General features: G+C 63.6%; 13 protein-coding genes. 2 read left to right on the top strand and 11 right to left on the bottom strand.

Going from position 1 to position 19,799, the window contains the following annotated elements; all coding sequences use genetic code 11:
• Complete coding sequence (accD, locus tag J2Z31_RS21395) at positions 1-915, top strand: acetyl-CoA carboxylase, carboxyltransferase subunit beta (protein ID WP_209604401.1); 915 nt, start codon at positions 1-3, stop codon at positions 913-915.
• Between the two features lie 100 nt (positions 916-1,015).
• Positions 1,016-2,359, top strand: coding sequence for a bifunctional folylpolyglutamate synthase/dihydrofolate synthase (locus J2Z31_RS21400; RefSeq protein ID WP_209604404.1), 1,344 nt, complete (start codon positions 1,016-1,018; stop codon positions 2,357-2,359).
• A gap of 201 nt (positions 2,360-2,560) precedes the next feature.
• On the opposite strand, the gene trxA is transcribed toward J2Z31_RS21400, so the two are convergent.
• From trxA to J2Z31_RS21455, 11 genes are all read right to left on the bottom strand, one after another.
• A complete protein-coding gene (gene trxA, locus J2Z31_RS21405; protein WP_209604406.1) occupies positions 2,561-2,884 on the bottom strand; it encodes a thioredoxin in 324 nt (107 codons plus the stop codon).
• A gap of 90 nt (positions 2,885-2,974) precedes the next feature.
• Positions 2,975-6,541: a double-strand break repair helicase AddA gene (addA, locus tag J2Z31_RS21410; protein WP_209604408.1), complete on the bottom strand. Its 3,567-nt coding sequence runs from the start codon at positions 6,539-6,541 to the stop codon at positions 2,975-2,977.
• Positions 6,531-9,695 carry a double-strand break repair protein AddB gene (addB, locus tag J2Z31_RS21415; RefSeq protein ID WP_209604409.1) on the bottom strand — a complete coding sequence of 1,055 codons (3,165 nt, stop codon included), beginning with the start codon at positions 9,693-9,695 and terminating at the stop codon, positions 6,531-6,533. Before addB ends, addA begins: the two co-directional genes overlap by 11 nt.
• 1 nt (position 9,696) lies before the next feature.
• Positions 9,697-10,428 carry a nucleotidyltransferase family protein gene (locus J2Z31_RS21420; RefSeq protein WP_209604411.1) on the bottom strand — a complete coding sequence of 244 codons (732 nt, stop codon included), beginning with the start codon at positions 10,426-10,428 and terminating at the stop codon, positions 9,697-9,699.
• Between the two features lie 9 nt (positions 10,429-10,437).
• Complete coding sequence (tsaE, locus tag J2Z31_RS21425) at positions 10,438-11,949, bottom strand: tRNA (adenosine(37)-N6)-threonylcarbamoyltransferase complex ATPase subunit type 1 TsaE (protein WP_209604414.1); 1,512 nt, start codon at positions 11,947-11,949, stop codon at positions 10,438-10,440.
• Positions 11,950-11,953: 4 nt separating this feature from the next.
• A complete protein-coding gene (locus J2Z31_RS21430; RefSeq protein WP_209604484.1) occupies positions 11,954-14,434 on the bottom strand; it encodes a sensor histidine kinase in 2,481 nt (826 codons plus the stop codon).
• Between the two features lie 349 nt (positions 14,435-14,783).
• Positions 14,784-16,184, bottom strand: coding sequence for an adenosylhomocysteinase (ahcY, locus tag J2Z31_RS21435; RefSeq protein ID WP_209604416.1), 1,401 nt, complete (start codon positions 16,182-16,184; stop codon positions 14,784-14,786).
• Positions 16,185-16,442: 258 nt separating this feature from the next.
• A complete protein-coding gene (locus J2Z31_RS21440) occupies positions 16,443-16,736 on the bottom strand; it encodes an HPr family phosphocarrier protein (protein ID WP_209604418.1) in 294 nt (97 codons plus the stop codon).
• Complete coding sequence (locus tag J2Z31_RS21445) at positions 16,733-17,134, bottom strand: PTS sugar transporter subunit IIA (protein ID WP_209604420.1); 402 nt, start codon at positions 17,132-17,134, stop codon at positions 16,733-16,735. The genes J2Z31_RS21440 and J2Z31_RS21445 overlap by 4 nt, the downstream gene beginning before the upstream one ends.
• Before the next feature lie 156 nt (positions 17,135-17,290).
• Positions 17,291-17,743, bottom strand: coding sequence for an HPr kinase/phosphorylase (locus J2Z31_RS21450; protein WP_234939576.1), 453 nt, complete (start codon positions 17,741-17,743; stop codon positions 17,291-17,293).
• Positions 17,744-17,745: 2 nt separating this feature from the next.
• Positions 17,746-19,476 carry a sensor histidine kinase gene (locus J2Z31_RS21455; RefSeq protein WP_234939577.1) on the bottom strand — a complete coding sequence of 577 codons (1,731 nt, stop codon included), beginning with the start codon at positions 19,474-19,476 and terminating at the stop codon, positions 17,746-17,748.
• Positions 19,477-19,799 lie beyond the last annotated feature (323 nt).

The raw sequence follows: 19,799 nt of genomic DNA on the forward strand, positions 1-19,799 counted from the left end.
GTGAACTGGATCACAAATTACGTTCGGCCGAAGATCAATTCGATGCTGGGTCGCAGGGAGGTTCCGGAAAACCTCTGGATCAAATGCCCAGAAACCGGCGAGATGGTGTTCCATCGCGATCTCGAAGAGAACAAGTGGGTCATTCCGCAATCCGGCTATCACATGAAGATGCCGGCCAAGGCACGCCTGAAGGATCTCTTCGACGGCGGCATTTTCGAGACATTGCCGCAGCCGAGGGTTGCGCAGGATCCGCTTAAGTTCCGCGATTCCAAGAAATACAGCGACCGCCTGCGCGACAGCCGCGCCAAGACCGAACTCGAGGATACGATCGTCGCCGGACTCGGCCTTGTCCGGGGCGTCAAGCTGGTCGCCGTCGCCCATGAGTTCAACTTCATCGGCGGCTCGCTCGGCATGGCCGCCGGAGAGGCGATCGTCAGGGCCTTCGAGCGGGCGATCGCCGAAAAAACCCCTCTGGTAATCTTCCCGGCTTCGGGCGGCGCTCGCATGCAGGAAGGCATCCTGTCGCTGATGCAGCTTCCGCGCACCACCGTTGCCGTGAACATGCTGAAGGAAGCGGGGCTTCCCTACGTCGTCGTAATGACCAATCCGACGACCGGCGGCGTCACCGCGTCCTATGCGATGCTCGGCGACGTCCATATGGCCGAGCCCGGCGCGGAGATCGGCTTTGCCGGCAAGCGGGTGATCGAGCAGACCCTTCGCGAAAAGCTCCCCGACGGCTTCCAGACCTCCGAATATCTTCTGGAACATGGAATGGTCGACATGGTGGTCAAGCGCCACGACATTCCGGAGACGCTTGCGCGCGTCCTGAAGATTCTGATGAAGAAGCCGGCTGAAGCGGTAAAGCGTGAGGAAGGGTCTCAAGTTTCTGCGCTGCCTCTCGCGGCGAGGGCGTGAACCACCGGCAGTTCATTTACAGCAAGTCGTGGAGCGGCCGGTATCGACTTCGCAACCGGTTCCCTGCCGCTGCAGCGGTCATTTCTCGGGGCATAATATCATGACGTCGGCTGAGGTCAGCGAAGCGGCGCAGGAGATCGAGAAGCTTCTGGCGCTTCATCCAAAGGGGTTCGACCTGTCGCTCGACAGGATCACCCGGCTGCTCGCTGCGCTCGGAAACCCTGAACAACGCCTGCCGCCGGTCATCCATGTCGCCGGCACCAACGGCAAGGGTTCTGCAACGGCCTTTTGTCGGGCCATCCTCGAAGCGGCCGGCTTGAGCGTTCACGTCCACACCTCGCCCCATCTCGTCAACTGGCACGAGCGATACCGCCTCGGCGTCAGGGGCGGCAAGGGTGCGCTCGTCAGCGATTCCGTCCTTGCCGATGCTGTACGACGCGTCGCGGCGGCGAATGCCGGCCAGAACATCACCGTCTTCGAAATCCTGACGGCGGTCACTTTCGTGCTTTTCGCGGAGCATCCCGCCGACGCCGCGATCATCGAAGTCGGGCTCGGCGGCCGCTACGATGCAACGAATGTCATCGCCCGGCCGGCCTGTTCCGTCATCATGCCGATCTCGCTCGATCATCAGGCCTATCTCGGCGATCGGGTGGAGCTGATCGCAGCCGAGAAAGCCGGCATCATGAAAGGCGGCCGTCCGGTAGTGATCGGTCACCAGGAGGAGGACGGCGTTCGCGAGGTGCTCGCCGAAACCGCCGAGCGTCTTGGCTGCCCGATGTCCGTCTATGGCCAGGACTTCATGGCGCATGAGGAATTCGGCAGGCTGATCTATCAGGATGAAGACGGGCTTTTGGACCTGCCTCTGCCGCGCCTGCCCGGCCGCCATCAGTTCGCCAACGCTGCGGCAGCGATCCGGGCGGTACGCGCGGCAGGGTTCGACGTCCCCGAGCCGGCGATCGAAAAGGGATTGGCAAGCGTCGACTGGCCCGGACGACTGCAGCGTCTTGCCGGCGGCAAGCTCTCGCATCACGGCCCCCAAGGTGCCGAGATCTGGATCGACGGCGGCCACAATCCAGGCGCCGGCCAGGTCATCGCCGAGGCCATGGCGACTTTCGAGGAGCGCGAGCCACGCCCGCTGTTCCTCGTGATCGGCATGATCAACACCAAGGATCCGGTTGGCTATTTCCAGGCTTTCCTCGACCTCGCCGAGCAGGTCTTCACTGTACCGATCCAGGGCTCGGACGCAGGACTCGATCCGGTGGCCCTTGCCGCAGATGCTGCCTCGGCAGGCCTGGAGGCTAGTGCTTGCTCATCTGTTGCGGAGGCGCTTGGCTTGATCGCCGAACTGACCGGCGAGGATCCCGTGCCGCCCCGCATCCTGATCGGCGGCTCGCTTTACCTCGTCGGCGATGTGCTCGCGGAAAATGGCACGCCACCGCGGTGAGTTTCGATACGATTTCGAACCAAGATCCCTGCCGCTTCCGTTCGGCCCCGTGGTCATCCACGGGCTTGGCCTGGCTTGGCCTGGCTTGAGGCTCCAAACGCAGGCCTCCTGATGATTGAAATCATGGAGAGCCGCCGACAAGAAAAAAGCCCGGCAAGCCGGGCTTCTCAGTCATGAATTCCAACGGTCAGGCGCGTCAGCTCAAGCGGCCGCGCTCGAAATCCACGAGCTCAAGGCCGTCTTCGGCGCCGCCCCGACCTTGATGTCGGCCACTTCACCCGCCTTGAAAATCGCAAGCGTCGGGATCGAGCGGACGCCGTACTGGGCGGCGAGCTCCGGGTTTTCGTCGATGTTGAGCTTGGCCACCTTCACCTTGCCGGCCAGTTCGGTGGCGATCTCTTCGAGGCTCGGCGCGATCATTTTGCACGGACCGCACCATTCTGCCCAGAAGTCGACGACGACCGGCTCGGCGGAATTCAGGACCTCCTTTTGAAAGTTGGACGCATCGACTTTAACGGTAGCCATCGGCTGCTCCTTGTGTGTTCGGAAATAGGCATCGTCCAGATGTTGTGCCTCATGTGAGGCCGCGCCACTGGATTTTCAATAAGGTGTATCTCACTTTGTCGCGAGCTCTTCAAGGCTGGCGTCCAGAACCGCATCGGGCAGCGTCCAGACCGCAGGACCTCCGGTAAAGATCAGCACCGATCGGATTTTCCTGTCCGGATAGAGCGGTTTCAGGAGTTCGCGATAGATCGCGAGCTGGGTGCGGTAGGGGGGCGCAATCTCTTCAAGCGATACCGGCACCTGGCGGTTGGTCTTGAAATCGGCGATGGTCACCGTGTCGCCGGAAACGGCCAGACGATCGATGCGGCCGGAGACGGCGAACTCGCGGGTGCCGAGCTTCAGGGTTCCCATGACGGAAACTTCCGCGCGGCTGCCGTCCGTGAACAGGGTCTTCAGCTCCGGACGCGCGAGAACGTCCATGACGGCCTCAGCCAGTGCACGCCGTTCCGTTTCGGGCCAGCGTGGTACTGAGCGGGCGAGATAGCGCTCCGCTACAGCCTGGCGCTCGCCGGCCTCGATCGTCGGAAGAACCTGCAGCAGCCGATGCAGGATCGCGCCACGCAGCATCGAAACGTTCGGTGCGGCTTTGTCGGCAAAGAGGGCTGAGCCGACGATCGCTTCGCCATCCGGATCGTCAATCGCCACCGCGGTGCCGGAAGGGGTGAGCGGCCGCGGCAGCCGGCGTTGCGGCGGCAGCGGTTGGAATAGCGCCTCCGGCAGGCTGGATGGCGCTTTCGTGGCGAGCTTTCCCCCATCGCTCGAGGGAATCGCTTTCGGCACATGCGTCTCCCGCCAGACGAGACCCTGCCATTCCTCGCCGCAGGCGCGGAAGACCGCCGGTGTCGCTCGCCCCTTGGGGTCGTGGGCGAGCGTGCCCTGCACCATGGAGTGCCAGGTATCAAGGGTCTGCCGCTGACCGCGATAGCCGCAAACCACCAGGCGGTCGGCGGCGCGCGTCATGCCGACGTAGAGAAGCCGGCGGTATTCCTCCTCCGCCAGCTTCTTCAGGCGTTGGTTGTCGTCTTCGATCAGCGTGTTTGATGCCGAGCCCGGCGCACGCCAGACCGGAACGCTGATGACGGAGCGGTCGGACCGGCGTCTTTCGAGAAGTCGGAGGTCCGACACCTGCTGGCGGACGAAGGCTTCGCCCCCGCCGTCGACCAGGAAGACGACGGGCGCCTCGAGGCCTTTTGCCGCATGCACCGTCATTACGCGCACCTCGTCGCGCTCCTTGTCCTGCTCGCGCTTCACCGTCGGCGCCTCGATCTCGAGCGTCGAGACGAAGGCCTGCAGGCCGGGAAGGCCGCTCCGTTCCTGGTCGAGGGCAAAGGTCATGAATTCGTCCAGAATGTCGCTGACCTCGCTGCCGAGCCGCGCGAGGAAGGCGCGTCGGCCGCCATCAGCGCCGAGGACGCGGGCATAGAAGTCGTGCGGCGGGAGTGTTCGGGCGAGGGCGCCATAACCGTTAAGGGTCTTCACCAGTTCGTGGAAGCGGCTCGTCTCCTCCGCGCCGAGTTGCTGCAGCCGCCGCCACAGGCTTTCGCCTGCCGGACGGCGCGCCGCCAGTTCGAAGAGATCGTCCTCACCGAGGTTGAAGAGCGGGCTCTTGAGGAGTGCTGCGATCGACAGGTCATCCTCCGGCAGCAGCAGGAAGCGGCCGAGCGCCATCAGGTCCTGGACCGCGATATGGCTCGTCAGCACGAGCCGGTCGGCGCCGGCAACGGGAATATTGCCGCGGCGCTTCAGCGCTCGTGTCAGCGCATTGACGAAGGCATCGCGCTTGCGCACGAGCACGATTACGTCGCCGGGACGTAAGGGGCGCCGAACGCCCTTTTCGATAACCGTCTCCTTGCCGATCCAGTCTTCGAGAACAGCCGCAATTCTGCGGGCAAGGATATTCACCGGCGCGCGCTCGGGCGTCGCGTCGAACGGCGCGGTCCATTCCTCATTGGAGGCCATCGCTTCCGGCGCGATGACATCCCAGATATCGACGGCACCAGGATGGCCGATGCGGTTGGAAGCGTGTACGACAGCCTCGTTTCGGGCGCTCAGGCCCTTGGCATTGCTCGGATTGGTGAAGACGGTATCGACCGCCGACAGCACGTCCACGGTCGAGCGGAAGGAGAGTTGCAGCCGGATCGGGCTGAAGTACTTGTTGCCGGCGCGCACGCGACGTTCGGTGACGAGACTTTCGCGCGAGAAGCGTTCCGGCCGCGCGCCCTGGAAGGAATAGATCGACTGCTTCTCGTCGCCGACGGCGAAGATCGTTCGCTCGTCGGCCCGGGCCGTGTCGCCGGAGAAGAAGTCGGCCGCCAGCGCCTGAATGATCGTCCATTGCGCCGGGCTCGTATCCTGCGCCTCGTCGACGAGGATGTGGTCGATGCCCTGGTCGAGCTTGTAATGCACCCAGGCGCCGACGTCGCTACGAGAAAGAAGCGCCGCCGTGCGATTGATTAGGTCTTCGAAATCGAGTTGGCTGCGCGCCTTCTTGAGTTCTTCATAATCGCGGTTGAGCCTTTCCGCCAGGATGAGGGCGGCTCGCGTCGCCTCATACATCCGCAGGATGCTGAGGCGATCCCGGCATGCGGCAATGTGGCTGCGTGCTTCCTCGACCAAAGGGGGAAGATGCGGCGCTTTCGCCAGCATCGCCTTGTTAAAGAAGGTCGAATCCGCCTTCGGCTTGCCGCCGCCGTTGAAGAACAGTTCGACAAGGCCGGTAAAGCGCTCCTCCGCATCGTCACAGCCCCGAATCGTCTTCAGGCCATTGGCAATGTCAGCGGCTTTGGCGCCGCCGAACTCGAGCGCAAGCTCGATGTAACGGTCGAGCGCCGTGCCAACGAGGCCGGCGAGCGGCCAGGCGCTCGCCATCACCTTCTCGACCGTTTCGCCGGGGGCGATGCCGAGTGCTGTGCGCAGATATGCCTCGATACCGCCCTTTTCCGAAGCGCGATCGAGAAAGGTCTGGATTGGCGCCCGGTTGGCAACGATCGCCTCGAGCAGCTTCTCGAGCCCGGTGTCGTCCGCAAGGTCGAGAACCGTTGCGAACGCGCCTTCCAGCGCCTCCTCGCCCCTTCCAGCCGTTGCGGTCAGAAGTGCCCGCCGCGCATCCGCAAGCAGCACCGCGGCGGCGCGGTCGTCGAGAACGGAGAAGTGTCCGGCGACATTGGCCTCGAGCGGAAACTGGTGGAGCAGCGCCTCCGAAAAGGCGTGGATCGTCTGAATTTTCAGGCCGCCCGGCGTCTCCAGCGCCTTGGCGAACAGCCTCCGCGCTTCATGCACTTTCGCAAGCGGCGGGCGCGTCCCTTCGATCGCTGCGATCCGCTCGCCGAGCGCGGCATCGTCGAGTGTTGCCCATTCGGCAAGCCGCTCGAAAATGCGGTTCGACATTTCCGACGCTGCCGCCTTCGTATAGGTGAGGCAAAGGATGGCGGAAGGCCGGCAACCGGCGAGCAGCAGCCTGATGACGCGCTGCGTCAGCACATGCGTCTTGCCCGATCCGGCGTTGGCGGAAACCCAGGCCGAGCGAGCCGGGTCCGAGGCGAGCGCCTGCTGCGCGGTCGTCCAGTCTAGCCACGCCTCGGGCCTGCCATCCACGAGGCCGAAAGGGTCATTCCTCATCGTCATCCTCGCCGTCGGCGGTCGCCCATTCGGCGACCCGCGCCAGATGATCGTATTCGCCGCCGTAGTCTCGCTCCTTCTGAACGATCAGGCGGGAGGCAAAACCGTATCGCCCGGTCAGCAGCGCCTCGAGGAGCTTCTTCAGTTCGCTGAGCGATTCAGTGGCCAGTTGCTCGGCGGATTTCGTCTCTCTCGACTTGCCGTTTTCGTTATTGACCTTGTCGACGGCAAAGCGGCGGCCGGGCTTCAGCCGGACATAGCTGAGCGAGTGCGGCCTCGCGGGCCCGATCGCCCCGAATGCGCCTGCCTTGAGTGCGGCGGCCTCCAGTGCGAGTTGCGGATCGAGCAGCGCGCGTGCTTCCTTTGGCGACGGGGCGGAGCCCGTCTTGTAGTCGATGATGTCGATCGATCCGTCTTTCAGCCGATCGAGCCGGTCTGCAATTCCGGTGAGCCTCACGTCATCTAGGCCGAGATCCATTGCGGCGGAGACCTCGGTGAAGGATTTGACGATGCCGGGCCGGCGTTCGCGTTCCCAGGAAAGGAATGCCTTCGCTACTGCCCGGAAGCGCGGTCGCCAGATCGTATCGATGTGGGCGGGCAGTTTCTCCTCGTCGAAGGCTTCGTTGATTAATTGCACCATCGCCTCCTGCCCTTCATGCGAGGCGGAATCGAAGCCGCCCTTCACGAAGCGCTCGACGATGCGGTGGTAGAGCGAGCCGCGCTCGGCCGCGCCCGGATCGCGGTTGAACGGATCGACCGGCTCCAGCCTCAGGATCCGCCGGGCGTAGATGGAATAGGGGTCGCGGCGAAGCCTCGTCACTTCGCTGAAAGAGTATTTGCGTGGCTGCAGTTCTGCGGGTGGCTTTGGTTGCGGCCGCTCGGCGAGCGGCTGGCGCCCGCCCTCATCGAGCATGCGCATCCAATGAAGATAGGCAGCGCCATTTGCCCGGAGTCGCTCGGTCAGTGTCTCGCCGCCAAGGGCCTGCAGCCGCTGCAGCCATCTAGATGCGACCGTCGGTGCCGAGCCCTGACGCATGGACCGCGAGAAAATCAGCCGGCGCGTGCCGCAGGCCATCTGAAAATCATGCGCGAGTTGCCCGGTCCGCCGTTCCGGCGGTTCGAGGCCGATTCCCGCCTTCATCGTCCGCGACAGGAAGGGATCGTTGGAGGTCTGCCCCGGCCAGGTGCCCTCGTTCATGCCGCCGAGCACGACGAGATCGACGCTTTGCAAGCGCGACTCGAGCGCGCCGAAGATGAACACCCGCGGGTGTCGCATCGACCGGGGCTTGACCGCCTCGCCGGCCGACAGCGCCTCCATGATGTCGCACCATTGCGGTCCGTCGGCCTCCATCTGGCCTTCGGTCTCGATGATGCTGCCGAACAGCGCCGCCAGTGTCTCGCCGGCCTCCGATCCCCAGAGCGCTCCCAGGCTGCCGCGTTCGTCCATGGCCACGGCCTCGAGCGCGCGGCCCGTTTGTTCCGCCCAATCCGCGAGTGTCAGCACCATCGAGCGCTTCCGACCGTCTCCGGCCACGAATGTCCCGGTCAATGGCTGGACCGCGGCCGCGATCCGCCGGGTTAGCCCGCGCGCCTCGGCAATGACATTCGCGTCCACGGCATCTCGCCAGGGCGGTGGGTGGCGGTCTGTGCCGTGCCTTGCCAGCGCCTTGTCGAGCAGCGCTTCGAGGGTCGAGATATCGGCGACGTCGGTTCCGCCCCGTAGGGCCATCAACTCCAGCACGTCGGCGGCGCGGCGCGCATCCTCTGCCGTTCGGCCGAACCGCGCCAGCGGATGCTTGAGAAGCGCGACGAGCGGAACGGCGTCGTTCGGCCGGAGCGCCGCTTCGACCAGCAGCCGGGCAAGCGTGCCGGCCGGCGTTGCGGAGAGCGCGATGCCGGCGGAATCGTCGGCCTCGATGCCGAAGCGCTGGAGCTCGGCGCCGACCCGACGCGCAAGGCCGCGATCAGGCGTGACGAGCGCTGCCTGGCTGTTCTCGTCTTCTTCGAGCGCCAGCCTGAGCGCGATCGCGATCGCTGTCGCCTCCTCGCGTTCGTTTGCCGCCTCGATCAGCGCCACGTCGGCAAAGGCCGCAAGAAGCTTGCCCGAGTCGAATTCCTCCCGCGTCCGCATCCAACTGTCCGTCGCGTTTGCGGGCAGAAGGGCGCGCGAGAGAACGGCACTGCGGTCGTCAAGAATGCTCTCGACGCAACCCAGTACCGAAACTTCACTGCGCTCGACGCTCATGCTTTTCAGCAATTGCCGAAGACCGTATTGCGGGTGGGTGCGGCTCGCCGGGTCCGGGGTGACAGAGCCTCCCCCGCCGACCAGCTCCCATTCCTCGTCGCTCATCTTCCGGTCGAGGCCAGGAAGCACGATGGTGCCGTTCGGCAAGGCCTTCACCGCCGCAATCAGCGCCGCCGTCGCGGGAATCGAGCCGGTGGAGCCGGCGATGATAATCGGGCCGGTGACCTTGCCGGCGGCGATCCGCTGTGCTTCCGCCTTGAGCACGGCATTGCGGTGGCGCGCCGGCGAAGAATGCTTGAGCTCGGCGAGCCGCTCCGGCCAGTAGGTTCGGGCGATTTTCAGGAAGGCGAGCGTCAGTTGCCACCACAGCGCATGTGCGCCGGCATCGAGGCCGTCCAGCGCTTCCCAATCGAGTTCCTCCGTCTCGATCGCATCGATCAGTTCGGCGAGGTTGCGCGCGAGCCAGATGGCGTCGGCCGGGCTCGCGGGTGCGATCAGCGGGCTTTCGGCATGGATGTCCAGGACGACCTGAGGAAGGCGGTTGCGCCAGGCAAGAATCAGCCGGCCGAGTTCGACCAATCGCCCGGTGCCGGAAAGCGGCGGACCGAGGTCGAGGACCGCCGGCAGCTCCGCGTCGAAGAAGCCGCTGTCGTCATCCGTCTCGCCAAGTGCGCGGATCATGGGGAGGATCGCCGAACGGCCGCCGAGCAGGTCGACGAATTCCGAGCGCAGAACGCGCGCCGCGCGCCGTGTTGGCAGGAAGATCGTTACGCCGGCAAGCGCAAGTGGGTCCGCCGGATCGTAGCGGAAATCCGGGGTGAGCGCGCCGGTAAAGAGGCTTCCCGCCAGCGTTTTCAGGAACGGCAGACCGGGCGGAATCGAAAAGACGTTTGGCGCGCGTCCGGGCACCTTACCCCCCCGGTTCGAAACGCCGGACGATCGTCTCGGCCTCACCGATCGCCTCTGGCGTGCCGACGGTCATCCATCGACCCTCGAGCATCAGGCCGAACAGACGGCCCCTCTCGATTGCCCGGTCGAAATAGATGTTGAGGTTGAACGGGTCTTTGGGGGCGTCGGCGAAAAGCTGCGATTCAAGTGCGATCGCACCGGCATAGACGACGGGATTGTCCATGCCTTCCCGATAACGAATGAGTCGGCCATCCGCGCCAAGCGAAAAATCCCTCTTGCCATTGTGGCCGGTCGTATCCTCGAGCCGCACGCAGAGCAGCGCCATGTCCATGAGTTCCGGGTCGAAGAATTCGGAAAGCCGCTGCAGGTTGCCTGGTGTCCCCGCGTTCTCGCCGACCCAGAAGAGATCGGCGTTCATGACGAGCACCGGACCCTGGTCAAGCAGTTTCAGGCCCTTGGCAAGCCCTCCGCCGGAATTCATCAACGCGTCGCGCTCGTCAGAGATCAGGATGCGCGGCACCTCGCGTCGCCTGAGATGTGCTTCCATCTGGTCGGCGAAGTGATGGACGTTCACCGCGGCCGTGGACACGCCGGCGGCACCCAGGAGGTCCAGCACGTAGTCGATCATTGGTTTGCCGGCGATGGGGACGAGCGGCTTCGGCAGAGTGTCGGTGATTGGCCGCAGGCGGGTGCCCAGTCCGGCCGCAAGCACCATGGCATTGGTGATGGGCATGATTTCCTGTCAGTTGGCTGATTCGCTAGCCAGGATTCCAGCCTTAATGCACCATTCGCGCAAGGGAGTCAGCACCGGGTGTGAAAGCGCATCCTCAAGATATGCAAAGGTGCGCGGCATGTGTTTCATGTAGTCGGGCTTGCCGTCGCGCTCCTTCAGCCGCACCCAGATACCCGCGAGCTTGCAATTGCGTTGCGCCGCCATCAGGTGCCAGTCGCGCTGGAAGGCTTCCTCGTCAAAGTCGCCGAGCGCCGTGCGCTCGGAAAAATAGGCTTGCATCAGCCTGTCTGCAAGCGAGCGGTCGATCGTTACGCGCGCGTCCTGGACAAGCGCGGCGAGATCATAGGCCGTCGGCCCGATCATCGCGTCCTGAAAGTCGATGACGCCAACGCGATCGACGCCGGACCGATCCTGCCGCCATAGAATGTTCGGCGAGTGGAAATCGCGCAGGAGCAAGTTCTTTTCGGCGGAACCTAGAACGTCGATGAGCCGGTCCCAGATCGCGAAGTAGTCGGTCCGCTCCGCATCCGACGCGGGAGCCCCGCGCTTCCACGGCAGATACCAGTCGACGAGCAGGCTGGTTTCGATCTTGATCGCGGTGCGATCGAAATCGGGAATATGGTGGACGATGCCTTCGGCGATCGCAATCTTACGTTCCGCCGGCTGCGCATGGAGCCTGGCGAGCAGCCGGGCGCTCTCGAGATAGCGTTCTGCAACGGGCCGGCCCTCGCGGTCGGCAATGCCCTCGGAGCCGAGATCCTCTATCAGCAGCAGGCCCTGGTCGAGGTCGCGGGCGAAGATTGCCGGCGCGCCAAAGCCACGCTTGCGCAAGAGCTCGGAGATCGCCACTAACGGGACGACGTCCTCGGCGATATGCGCAAGCTGCTGGTAGTACTTGCCGTCCTGGAGGATGGGTCCGGGCTTGTGCCGCGGTGCGTCCATCAGGATCTTTGCCGGCTCGTTGCCGTTCGGATAAACCCGCTCGTAGGCCCTGATCGAAGCGTCGCCGCTCAGGTGCCGCCGCCTGGCGCCCGGATATCCGGCGCGTCCCAGGAAGTCGCGGATCGCCAACGAGCGCGCAATCCGCGCAAAACTCGCACGGGGGGCCGTGATCTGCACGCGCCGGCCGTCGCCCTCATGCGTGAAGGTCAGCGTGATCCGATCCAAGGGAAGCGCCTCCGCCGCCTTTTCCGGCCATTCGACCAGGCAGATGCCCTCCGAAAGCGCTTCGTCGAATCCAAGCTCGTCCAGTTCCGATGCATCGCCGAGGCGGTAGAGATCGAAATGCGCGACCGGGATCCGAAGCTCGTAGCTTTGCACCAACGTAAAAGTTGGGCTCGGCACCTCGAGCCACTCGTTATCGGCCATCGCCCTCAGGAAGGCGCGCGCAAAGGTCGACTTTCCCGCGCCCAGATCGCCGGAAAGACCGACGCAATCGCCGCGCGTAAGCGCCAGCGCCAGATCCTCGCCGAGTTGTATGGTGGCCGCTTCGTCGTTCAGCAGAAGTTCGAAGAGTTTCAACGCTCTATTCCGCTGCGATAATTTTCGGCATTTCGGCGGAAGGAATGCGGCAGGTGACCTCTGTACCCTCGCCTTCCTTGCTGTGAATGGAAACAGTGCCGTGATGCAGACTGACGAAGCTCTCGACGATCGAGAGCCCGAGGCCGGCGCCGCCGCGCTGTCCGTAGCTCTCGAATCGGTTGAACACCGTGTTCAGGACGTCCTGCGGGATACCGGGTCCGGTATCGCTCACCGAGAAGACGAAATCGCTGCCGTCACGCCAGCACTTCAGGCCGATGACGCTGCCATCGGGGGCGAAACTGGCGGCGTTGGTCAGGAGCTTGATGAAGATTTGCTTCAGCCGTTGCTGGTCCGCGACGATGCGGCCGAGATTGTCCGGCGCGTCGATCTTGAGTGTCGCGCCGCTTTCCGTGAGCCGGTCAGCCATCTGCTGCGCCACATCTTCGAGCAGGTCCAGGAGTGTCACTTCCGACATGTCGAGTTCGACGATGCCGGCATCGACCGTCGCGAGATCAAGGATATCATTGACGATCGTCAGAAGCAGCGACGACGACCTGGCGATATGGTCGACATATTCCGCCTGGCGCCCGTTGAGCTCGCCGAAGCCCGGCGTTTTCAGGAGATCGGCAAAACCGATGATGTTGGTCAGCGGCGAACGCAATTCGTAAGAGACGTGGTGGACGAAGTCGTTCTTCAAGGCGTCCGCCTTGCGCAGCGCTTCGTTCTTCTCCGTCAGTGCCCGCTCGACGCGCACGCTGTCCGTGATGTTGACGAAGGTCAGCATCGTTTGGGCGTTCGGCAGCGGTATCACCGCATAGTCCAGGATCAACCCGGTGTGCAGTTCCAGGATGCCGCGCTTCGAGGGCCGCTCGTCGTCGAAGCTGGTGATGATATCGGCAAACCGCTTCCAGCCGTCCGGCTGGTCGTAGGAGGAGAGGCATGCCTGCTCGACGGCGCGGATATGCGTGCCGGGTTTGGCTTCCGCCTCGCTGATGCCCCAGAGTGCCCGGAATGCCGGGTTGGAAAGCCGGATGCGCCCGTCCGGTCCGAAAACGGCAACGCCTTCTGCAAGATGGTCGATGGTCTCGCCCTGAACCTGGAGCAAGGTGTTGTAGCGCGTTTCGAGGTCGACCTTCTCCGTCAGGTTCTCGAACACCCAGGTCGCGCCGCCCTGCGGCCGCGCGGTGGCGAAGACGCGCAGGGTCTGACCGTTTGGAAGGTGCCAGAGGTCGCTTTGGGTGTCGAGCGCCTGATAGACGGAGAGCGCGTTGGCTTTCCATTGCTTCCAGTTGAGCTGCTCCGGCAGCTTGCCGCCGGCGCGGAGCCTGTCGAGCACCTCGCCATTGTCGGGCATGCGCTCGAGGAAGCCCATGTCGAGGTCCCAGAGGCGTTGGAAGGCCTGGTTGTAGAACCGCAGGCGCTGATTGCCGTCGAAGATCGCGACCGGCGTCGCCAGATGGTCGAGCGTTTCGGCGTGGCTCTTTAGCGTGCGCGCCAGTTCCCCGCGCACAGCTTCGATGCCCGACACATCGATCGCCATGCCGGCCGAACCGGCGGTGCTTCGGGCGTCGACGACATCGTAGAAGGTCCGGTTGCCCCGGACGACGGTCGAAAGCCTGTCGCGGAACGGGGTTTCGAAAGTGGAAACGGCGCGGATCTTTTCCCGCGCGGCGGTCGCCAGCAGCTCACGGCCTTCCGCCGCGGCCGCGGCCGGGCTGCGCGCCTCCACTGCCTCGGCATAGGCCTCGTTGACCCATTCGAGCTTGCCGTCCGGGCTGCGCTGCCAGACGGGAAGGTCGATGGCATCGAGCAGGGTACGGAAGGTAGAGAGCGAGGCATGCAGACGGTCGCGCTCGAGCTTCAGCTCGGCGAGTTCGGCTCTCAGATTGTTGAGCGCAATGAAGCGCACGAAGGCCTGTCCGCCGGAAACGCGACCCTGCGCCTCCAGCACTTCGTTGCGCTGCGTTTCCAGCACCAGGTCGAAGCTCTGGGCATGCGCTCTCAGCGACTCGATCGCCTTTTCCAGCTGGCCTGCCGATTGCGGCTTGATCCAACGCCCGAAGGCGAGAAAGTCGCGGTCGTCCTGCGGTGCCCCGGTTTCAACGGGAAGCTGACCCAGGAATTCCGGTCGTTCGGCGAGCCCGTCCCAGATCACGATACGCCGGTTCTTGTCGGCGATGAGCGCCTGGAAGCGGGAGATTCGCTGGTTTGCGTCAGAGAGTTCCGATCGCAATTCGCGGTTTTCGGCTTCGATGTTGCCGCGCTGCCGGATGAGCCAGATCGCCGAAATCATGGCGGCGGAAATGACGCCGATGAGGACGGAGAAGGTGACGACCTCGGAGGACCCGAAGATGCTCCTGGCGACGGGCGTCGAAACTTCAGCCGCCGCCTCGCCCGCAGTGAAGAGCGCCGTGCAGGCCGCAAGCCGCCGCACCAGTCGCCGTCCGCTCAGCCACCCGCCCGCAACCGTGGACTGCTTAATCATGGTGTTCATGGTGATCGCCGCCCGTTTGCCCGGAAAGCACCGCCCGCTCGCCATGCCCGAAACCTCGAAGGGTTCGCGTCCGTTCCGATTGCATCCCCGGTCTGTCTCCGTCTGTTTGCCGCATGTCCGACAAGACATCCCCACGCGTGAACGCCGCCGGCGAACGAAGAGAAGCGCTGCGGTCGACCGCCCCTACTCCTCGTGAACAGCAGTCCGCACCAGCGTCACGAATCAATGAGTTAACCATACTTCTTTGAGGATTCGCCGGAAAGTGCGGGGCCCAAAAAAGCGGCCGCGATCTCTTGTCAAGATCGCGGCCACAAGATGTTGTGGATTGCCCGGGTAAGGATTAGTACCGGTAGTGTTCAGCCTTGAAAGGCCCCTGGCGTTCGACGCCGATATAGGCCGCCTGCTCGGCGGAGAGCTCCGTGAGCTTGGCGCCGAGCTTGGCGAGATGCAGGCGCGCGACCTTCTCGTCCAGCTGCTTCGGCAGCACATAGACCTCGTTCTTGTAGTCCTCGCCCTTGGTGAAGAGCTCGATTTGCGCCAGCACCTGGTTGGAGAAGGAAGCCGACATCACGAAGGATGGATGTCCCGTCGCGTTGCCGAGATTGAGCAGACGGCCCTCCGAGAGCAGAATCAGCCGGTTGCCCTTCGGGAACTCGATCATATCGACCTGCGGTTTGATGTTCGTCCACTTCAGGTTCCGCAGTGCGGAGACCTGGATCTCGTTGTCGAAGTGACCGATATTGCCGACGATCGCCATGTCCTTCATCTCGCGCATATGCTCGATGCGAATGACGTCCTTGTTGCCAGTGGTGGTGATGAAGATGTCGGCGGTGGGAACGACGTCTTCGAGCTGGACAACCTCATAGCCGTCCATCGCTGCCTGCAGCGCGCAGATCGGGTCGATCTCGGTCACCTTCACCCTTGCGCCGGCGCCCTTGAGCGATGCAGCCGAACCTTTGCCGACATCGCCATAGCCGCAAACGACCGCAACCTTGCCGGCCATCATCACGTCGGTGCCGCGACGAATGCCGTCGACGAGCGATTCCTTGCAACCGTACTTGTTGTCGAACTTCGACTTGGTGACGCTGTCGTTGACGTTGATCGCGGGGAACGGCAGCAGCCCCTTTGCCTGGAGCTGATAGAGACGGTTGACGCCGGTAGTCGTCTCTTCCGTGACACCCCTGATGGCATCTCGCTGCTTGGTAAACCAGCCCGGCGAGGCGGTAAGGCGCTTCTTGATCTGCGCGAAGAGGATTTCTTCCTCTTCGGAGCCGGGCTTCGTCAGAACGTCCTCGCCGGCTTCGGCGCGGGCGCCGAGCAGGATGTACATGGTGGCATCGCCGCCGTCGTCGAGGATCATGTTGGAAAAGCCGCCATCGGCCCACTGGAAGATCTTGTCGGTATAGGCCCAGTATTCTTCGAGCGACTCGCCCTTGACGGCGAATACCGGAATGCCGCTTGCGGCAATCGCCGCCGCTGCATGGTCTTGCGTCGAGAAGATGTTGCACGAGGCCCAGCGCACTTCCGCGCCGAGCGCGACCAGCGTCTCGATCAGCACTGCGGTTTGAATCGTCATGTGCAGCGAGCCCGTGATGCGCGCTCCTTTGAGCGGCTTAGACGGTCCGAACTCCTCGCGGCAGGCCATCAGGCCCGGCATTTCCGTTTCGGCGATGGCAATTTCCTTGCGGCCGAAATCGGCAAGCCCGATATCGGCGACAATATAGTCCTGAGTAGCGGTCATGGAGTTCTCCAGGCTGATCTTCTTCGGCCGCGCCGCCCTCGAGGGCGCATGGCGGCGTGACACTGCGTTCCGCGCTTCACATCACGGAAGAGTGCGCCCGGTCTATCAGGAATCGCCAGGGAGGGCAATGGTCATATAAAGAGGTCTTTATATGTTTATGTCGAGTGAAGTTCCGTTCAACCCGCGCGGGGAAGTCGGCAGCAGCCCAGGCGCGGTGCGTGGCGGGAGATCAACCTCTTCACTCATGCAGAAACGAGATCACATCTCTTCGCCGAACTTGTCGCGCACCAGCGCATCGAGCGCGTTGAGCGCCTCCTCCGCCTGAGACCCGCTTGCGGTGACGAAGACGGTGCAGCCGGTGCTCGCCGCCAGCATCATCAGCCCCATGATGGAGGTGCCGCCGACGGTCATGCCGTCCTTGGAGACGGTGATCTCGGCATCATAGGCCTCGACCGTCTGGACGAATTTCGCCGAGGCGCGTGCGTGCAGGCCGCGCTTGTTGATGATCAGCAGCTCGCGCGTCAGCGCCGTATCTGCCAAATGGTCCATCATTTCCCACTCAGTACGCGGCTGGCGACATTGATGTATTTACGTCCAGCTTCGGACGCTTCGACAAGCGCCTTGTCCATGTCGCTTTCGCCGCGCACGCCCGCGAGCTTGATCAGCATCGGCAGGTTGACGCCAGCGATCACCTCGACGCTGCCGCTGCGCATGACCGAAATTGCAAGGTTTGAGGGCGTGCCGCCGAACATGTCCGTCAGGATGACGACGCCATCGCCTTCGTTGGCGCTCTCAACGGCGTCGATGATGTCCTGACGCCGCTGGTCCATGTCATCCTCTGGGCCGATGCACACCGTCTCGATTGCTCTTTGCGGACCGACGACATGCTCCAAGGCATGCCGAAACTCATCCGCCAGCTTGCCATGGGTGACAAGCACAAGTCCGATCATGGGTATCTTTGCTCCAACTGCATCCGCAACTCGTCGATGGTCAGATATCGCAATGCAGCAATTTCGTCCATCTGTTGGGGCGGCCATCTTGGCAAGGAAAAGGCGAAGTGCAAGTCTAAAATGCCGAAAAACCAGCCGTTCTGCCTTTGCGAAAGGCTAAATGCCTATTTTATCAGGCAACAAAGCGATGAGGGCGTCGACCGCGGAGAGGGTACCTTCAACGGGAAGGCGCAATAGGGGCAAGCTAATTGCAGCCTCAAGCTGCAGTCTTTCGCTTTCGGGCGGCAGACGCGGATTGAAGGGTGCCTTCACCGGCAGGACCGCCCAGCTGAGAATGCAGGCGGGCATGGTCTCGACCGCCGCGATCCCTGCGCCGCGAATCTCAATGAGGCCTTGAATGGCCGGCGGGCACCGCGCGACAATGTGGCCGTTCGTAGCTGTCAGGTCCACACGGTCATCGGCGACGAGGGCCGCAAAGCGCCCGCGGCGCCGGACCTCCGAAATCAATGACAGCGCCAGTGCCGATTTGCCCGCTCCGGAGGGGCCGGTCACGAGGAAGCCGACGCTGCCGAGCACAATTGCCGTTCCGTGAATGTTGATAACCGGCATTTTCACGCGTGTGGCTCGGCGGGAAGCGAAAGGATGAAGCGGGCGCCGCTCACCCGGCCGTCCTTGCCGACGATGTTCTCGGCCCTTAGCGATCCGCCATGCGCCTCGGCGATCTGGCGGGAGATCGACAGACCCAGGCCGGAGTTCTGACCGAAATCCTCTCCTTCCGGCCGATCGGTGTAGAAGCGCTCGAAGATGCGGTCGATGTCCTCGGCCTGGATGCCCGGCCCGTTGTCCTCCACCGTGACGAGGCAGCGCGACCGGGACCGGGCCAGGCGCACGATGATACGGCCTTTCGGCTCCGGAACGAAGGAGCGGGCATTCTCGATGAGATTGGTTATGATCTGGCCGATGCGCAGATCGTAGCCGCTCACGATGAAATTCGCCTTCGAATTCTCCTTGCGGTCGACGACGAAGTCGAGCAGCACCCGCTTCTTGCTGCCGCGGACCTGCCGCGAAATGTCGATGAGATCGCCGAGAAGCTTTTCGAGATCGATCTTTTTCGCGTCGCTGCGGGCGAGTTCGGCGTCGAGCCGCGAGGCGTCCGAAATATCGCTGATCAGCCGGTCGAGGCGCCGGACGTCGTGCTGGATGATGTCAAGCAGCCGATTCTTCGAATCTTCCGTACGCGCGAGCGGCAGGGTTTCGACCGCGCTGCGCAGCGAGGTCAGCGGATTCTTGAGTTCGTGGCTGACGTCGGCGGCGAAATTCTCGATCGCGGCGATGCGGTCGTAAAGCGCGGTCGTCATTTCCCTGAGGGCGATCGACAGGTTTCCGATCTCGTCCTGGCGAGAGGAGAAGTCCGGAATCTCCTCCCGTTCCTTGGCGCCGCGGCGCACGCGAATGGCGGCGGCCGCCAGTCGCCGCAGCGGATTGGCGATCGTTGAGGATAGGAGCAGCGAAAGAATGACGTTGACGAGTGCGGCCACGCCGAAAACGCGAATGATGGCCAGGCGCTCGGCGTGCACGATCTTGTCGATATCGCCGGCCTGGGTCGAGAGCAGCAGCACCCCGAGTACGGCGCGGAAGCGCTGCACCGGCACTGCCACGGAAACGATCAGCTCTCCCTTTTCGGTGACCCGCACCACCGCACCGCGCACGCCAGTGAGCGCATTCATCACCTCCGGATATATCGAGCCGTTGCCGCCAGGCGGCTCCCTGTAAAGCGGCAGGTCGCCCGGCTGCAGCAGCCGGTTGAACCAGGTGCTGATCGTCTCCGCTGTGCTCGGCGTTTCGGGGTCGACCGGCGGCAGATCGAAGCGGAGCACCTGGCCGCCGCTATAGAGATGGCGGGAGTCGAGCAGGAGATCCGCATCGGCGTCGAACAGCCGCGCGCGTGTGCGCGTCGGCGAGATCAGGCGTCTGAGAACCGGCGCGACGCGCTCCTGGATGATCGGAAACTCCAGGTCCTCGTCGCTCGGCAGCGGCGTGATGCTTTCGCCGGCCTGCAGCTCGAGCAGTTTTTCCGGATCGATGGTGATCGAGTTGGTGTCGACCGATGCCGAAGCCGAGATGGCGCCGGCGATGATTTCGCCTTGCGTCAAGAGGCTCTCCACGCGGGCGTCGATGAGGCCCTCGCGGAATTGGTTGAGATACATGATCCCGCCGACGAGAACGAAGAGTGCGACGAGATTGAAGAAGACAATGCGTCGCGTGAGGCTCGAAAAGACGGCGTTACCGAACAGCCGCCGAATGAGCGTGAAGGGATGCGCCCAGCGGCGCTGGCTTCGCAGCGCCCTCCCGTCCGACTCTTCGATATCGCCCTGCAAGACTTCTACCAAGTCTTCCGCTCCTGCGACGAAAACGTCGTCGCTAACATTCCGGCAGCCGGTCGGCCGGCGGCGGGCCATCCGTCGTCCGACATCGGCCTTGAGGCCGTGTCAGGCCCGGACGCCGGGTTTTCCCTGCGGCCTCCGCGCATAAGACAGACTTTAGCCTGCTGATCTCTCGCCGTTTGCTTCGGCCGCAACCAGCCGCGCCCATCGACCTGTGGCAGTGGATCCGCGGCCTCGAATTGTGTCCACCGTCTTAGAATCTTGGCCTTGCCTCCGCGCCG

It is taken from the genome of Sinorhizobium kostiense (genome assembly GCF_017874595.1).
GTDB classification, from domain to species: domain Bacteria; phylum Pseudomonadota; class Alphaproteobacteria; order Rhizobiales; family Rhizobiaceae; genus Sinorhizobium; species Sinorhizobium kostiense.

Excerpts from the sequence above, each read along its gene's own strand:
- J2Z31_RS21400 (WP_209604404.1), top strand. The coding sequence starts at position 1,016 with ATGACGTCGGCTGAGGTCAGCGAAGCGGCGCAGGAGATCGAGAAGCTT.
- trxA (WP_209604406.1), bottom strand. The coding sequence starts at position 2,884 with ATGGCTACCGTTAAAGTCGATGCGTCCAACTTTCAAAAGGAGGTCCTG.
- addA (WP_209604408.1), bottom strand. The coding sequence starts at position 6,541 with ATGAGGAATGACCCTTTCGGCCTCGTGGATGGCAGGCCCGAGGCGTGG.
- J2Z31_RS21420 (WP_209604411.1), bottom strand. The coding sequence starts at position 10,428 with ATGCCCATCACCAATGCCATGGTGCTTGCGGCCGGACTGGGCACCCGC.
- J2Z31_RS21430 (WP_209604484.1), bottom strand. The coding sequence starts at position 14,434 with ATGATTAAGCAGTCCACGGTTGCGGGCGGGTGGCTGAGCGGACGGCGA.
- ahcY (WP_209604416.1), bottom strand. The coding sequence starts at position 16,184 with ATGACCGCTACTCAGGACTATATTGTCGCCGATATCGGGCTTGCCGAT.
- J2Z31_RS21440 (WP_209604418.1), bottom strand. The coding sequence starts at position 16,736 with ATGATGGACCATTTGGCAGATACGGCGCTGACGCGCGAGCTGCTGATC.
- J2Z31_RS21445 (WP_209604420.1), bottom strand. The coding sequence starts at position 17,134 with ATGATCGGACTTGTGCTTGTCACCCATGGCAAGCTGGCGGATGAGTTT.
- J2Z31_RS21450 (WP_234939576.1), bottom strand. The coding sequence starts at position 17,743 with ATGCCGGTTATCAACATTCACGGAACGGCAATTGTGCTCGGCAGCGTC.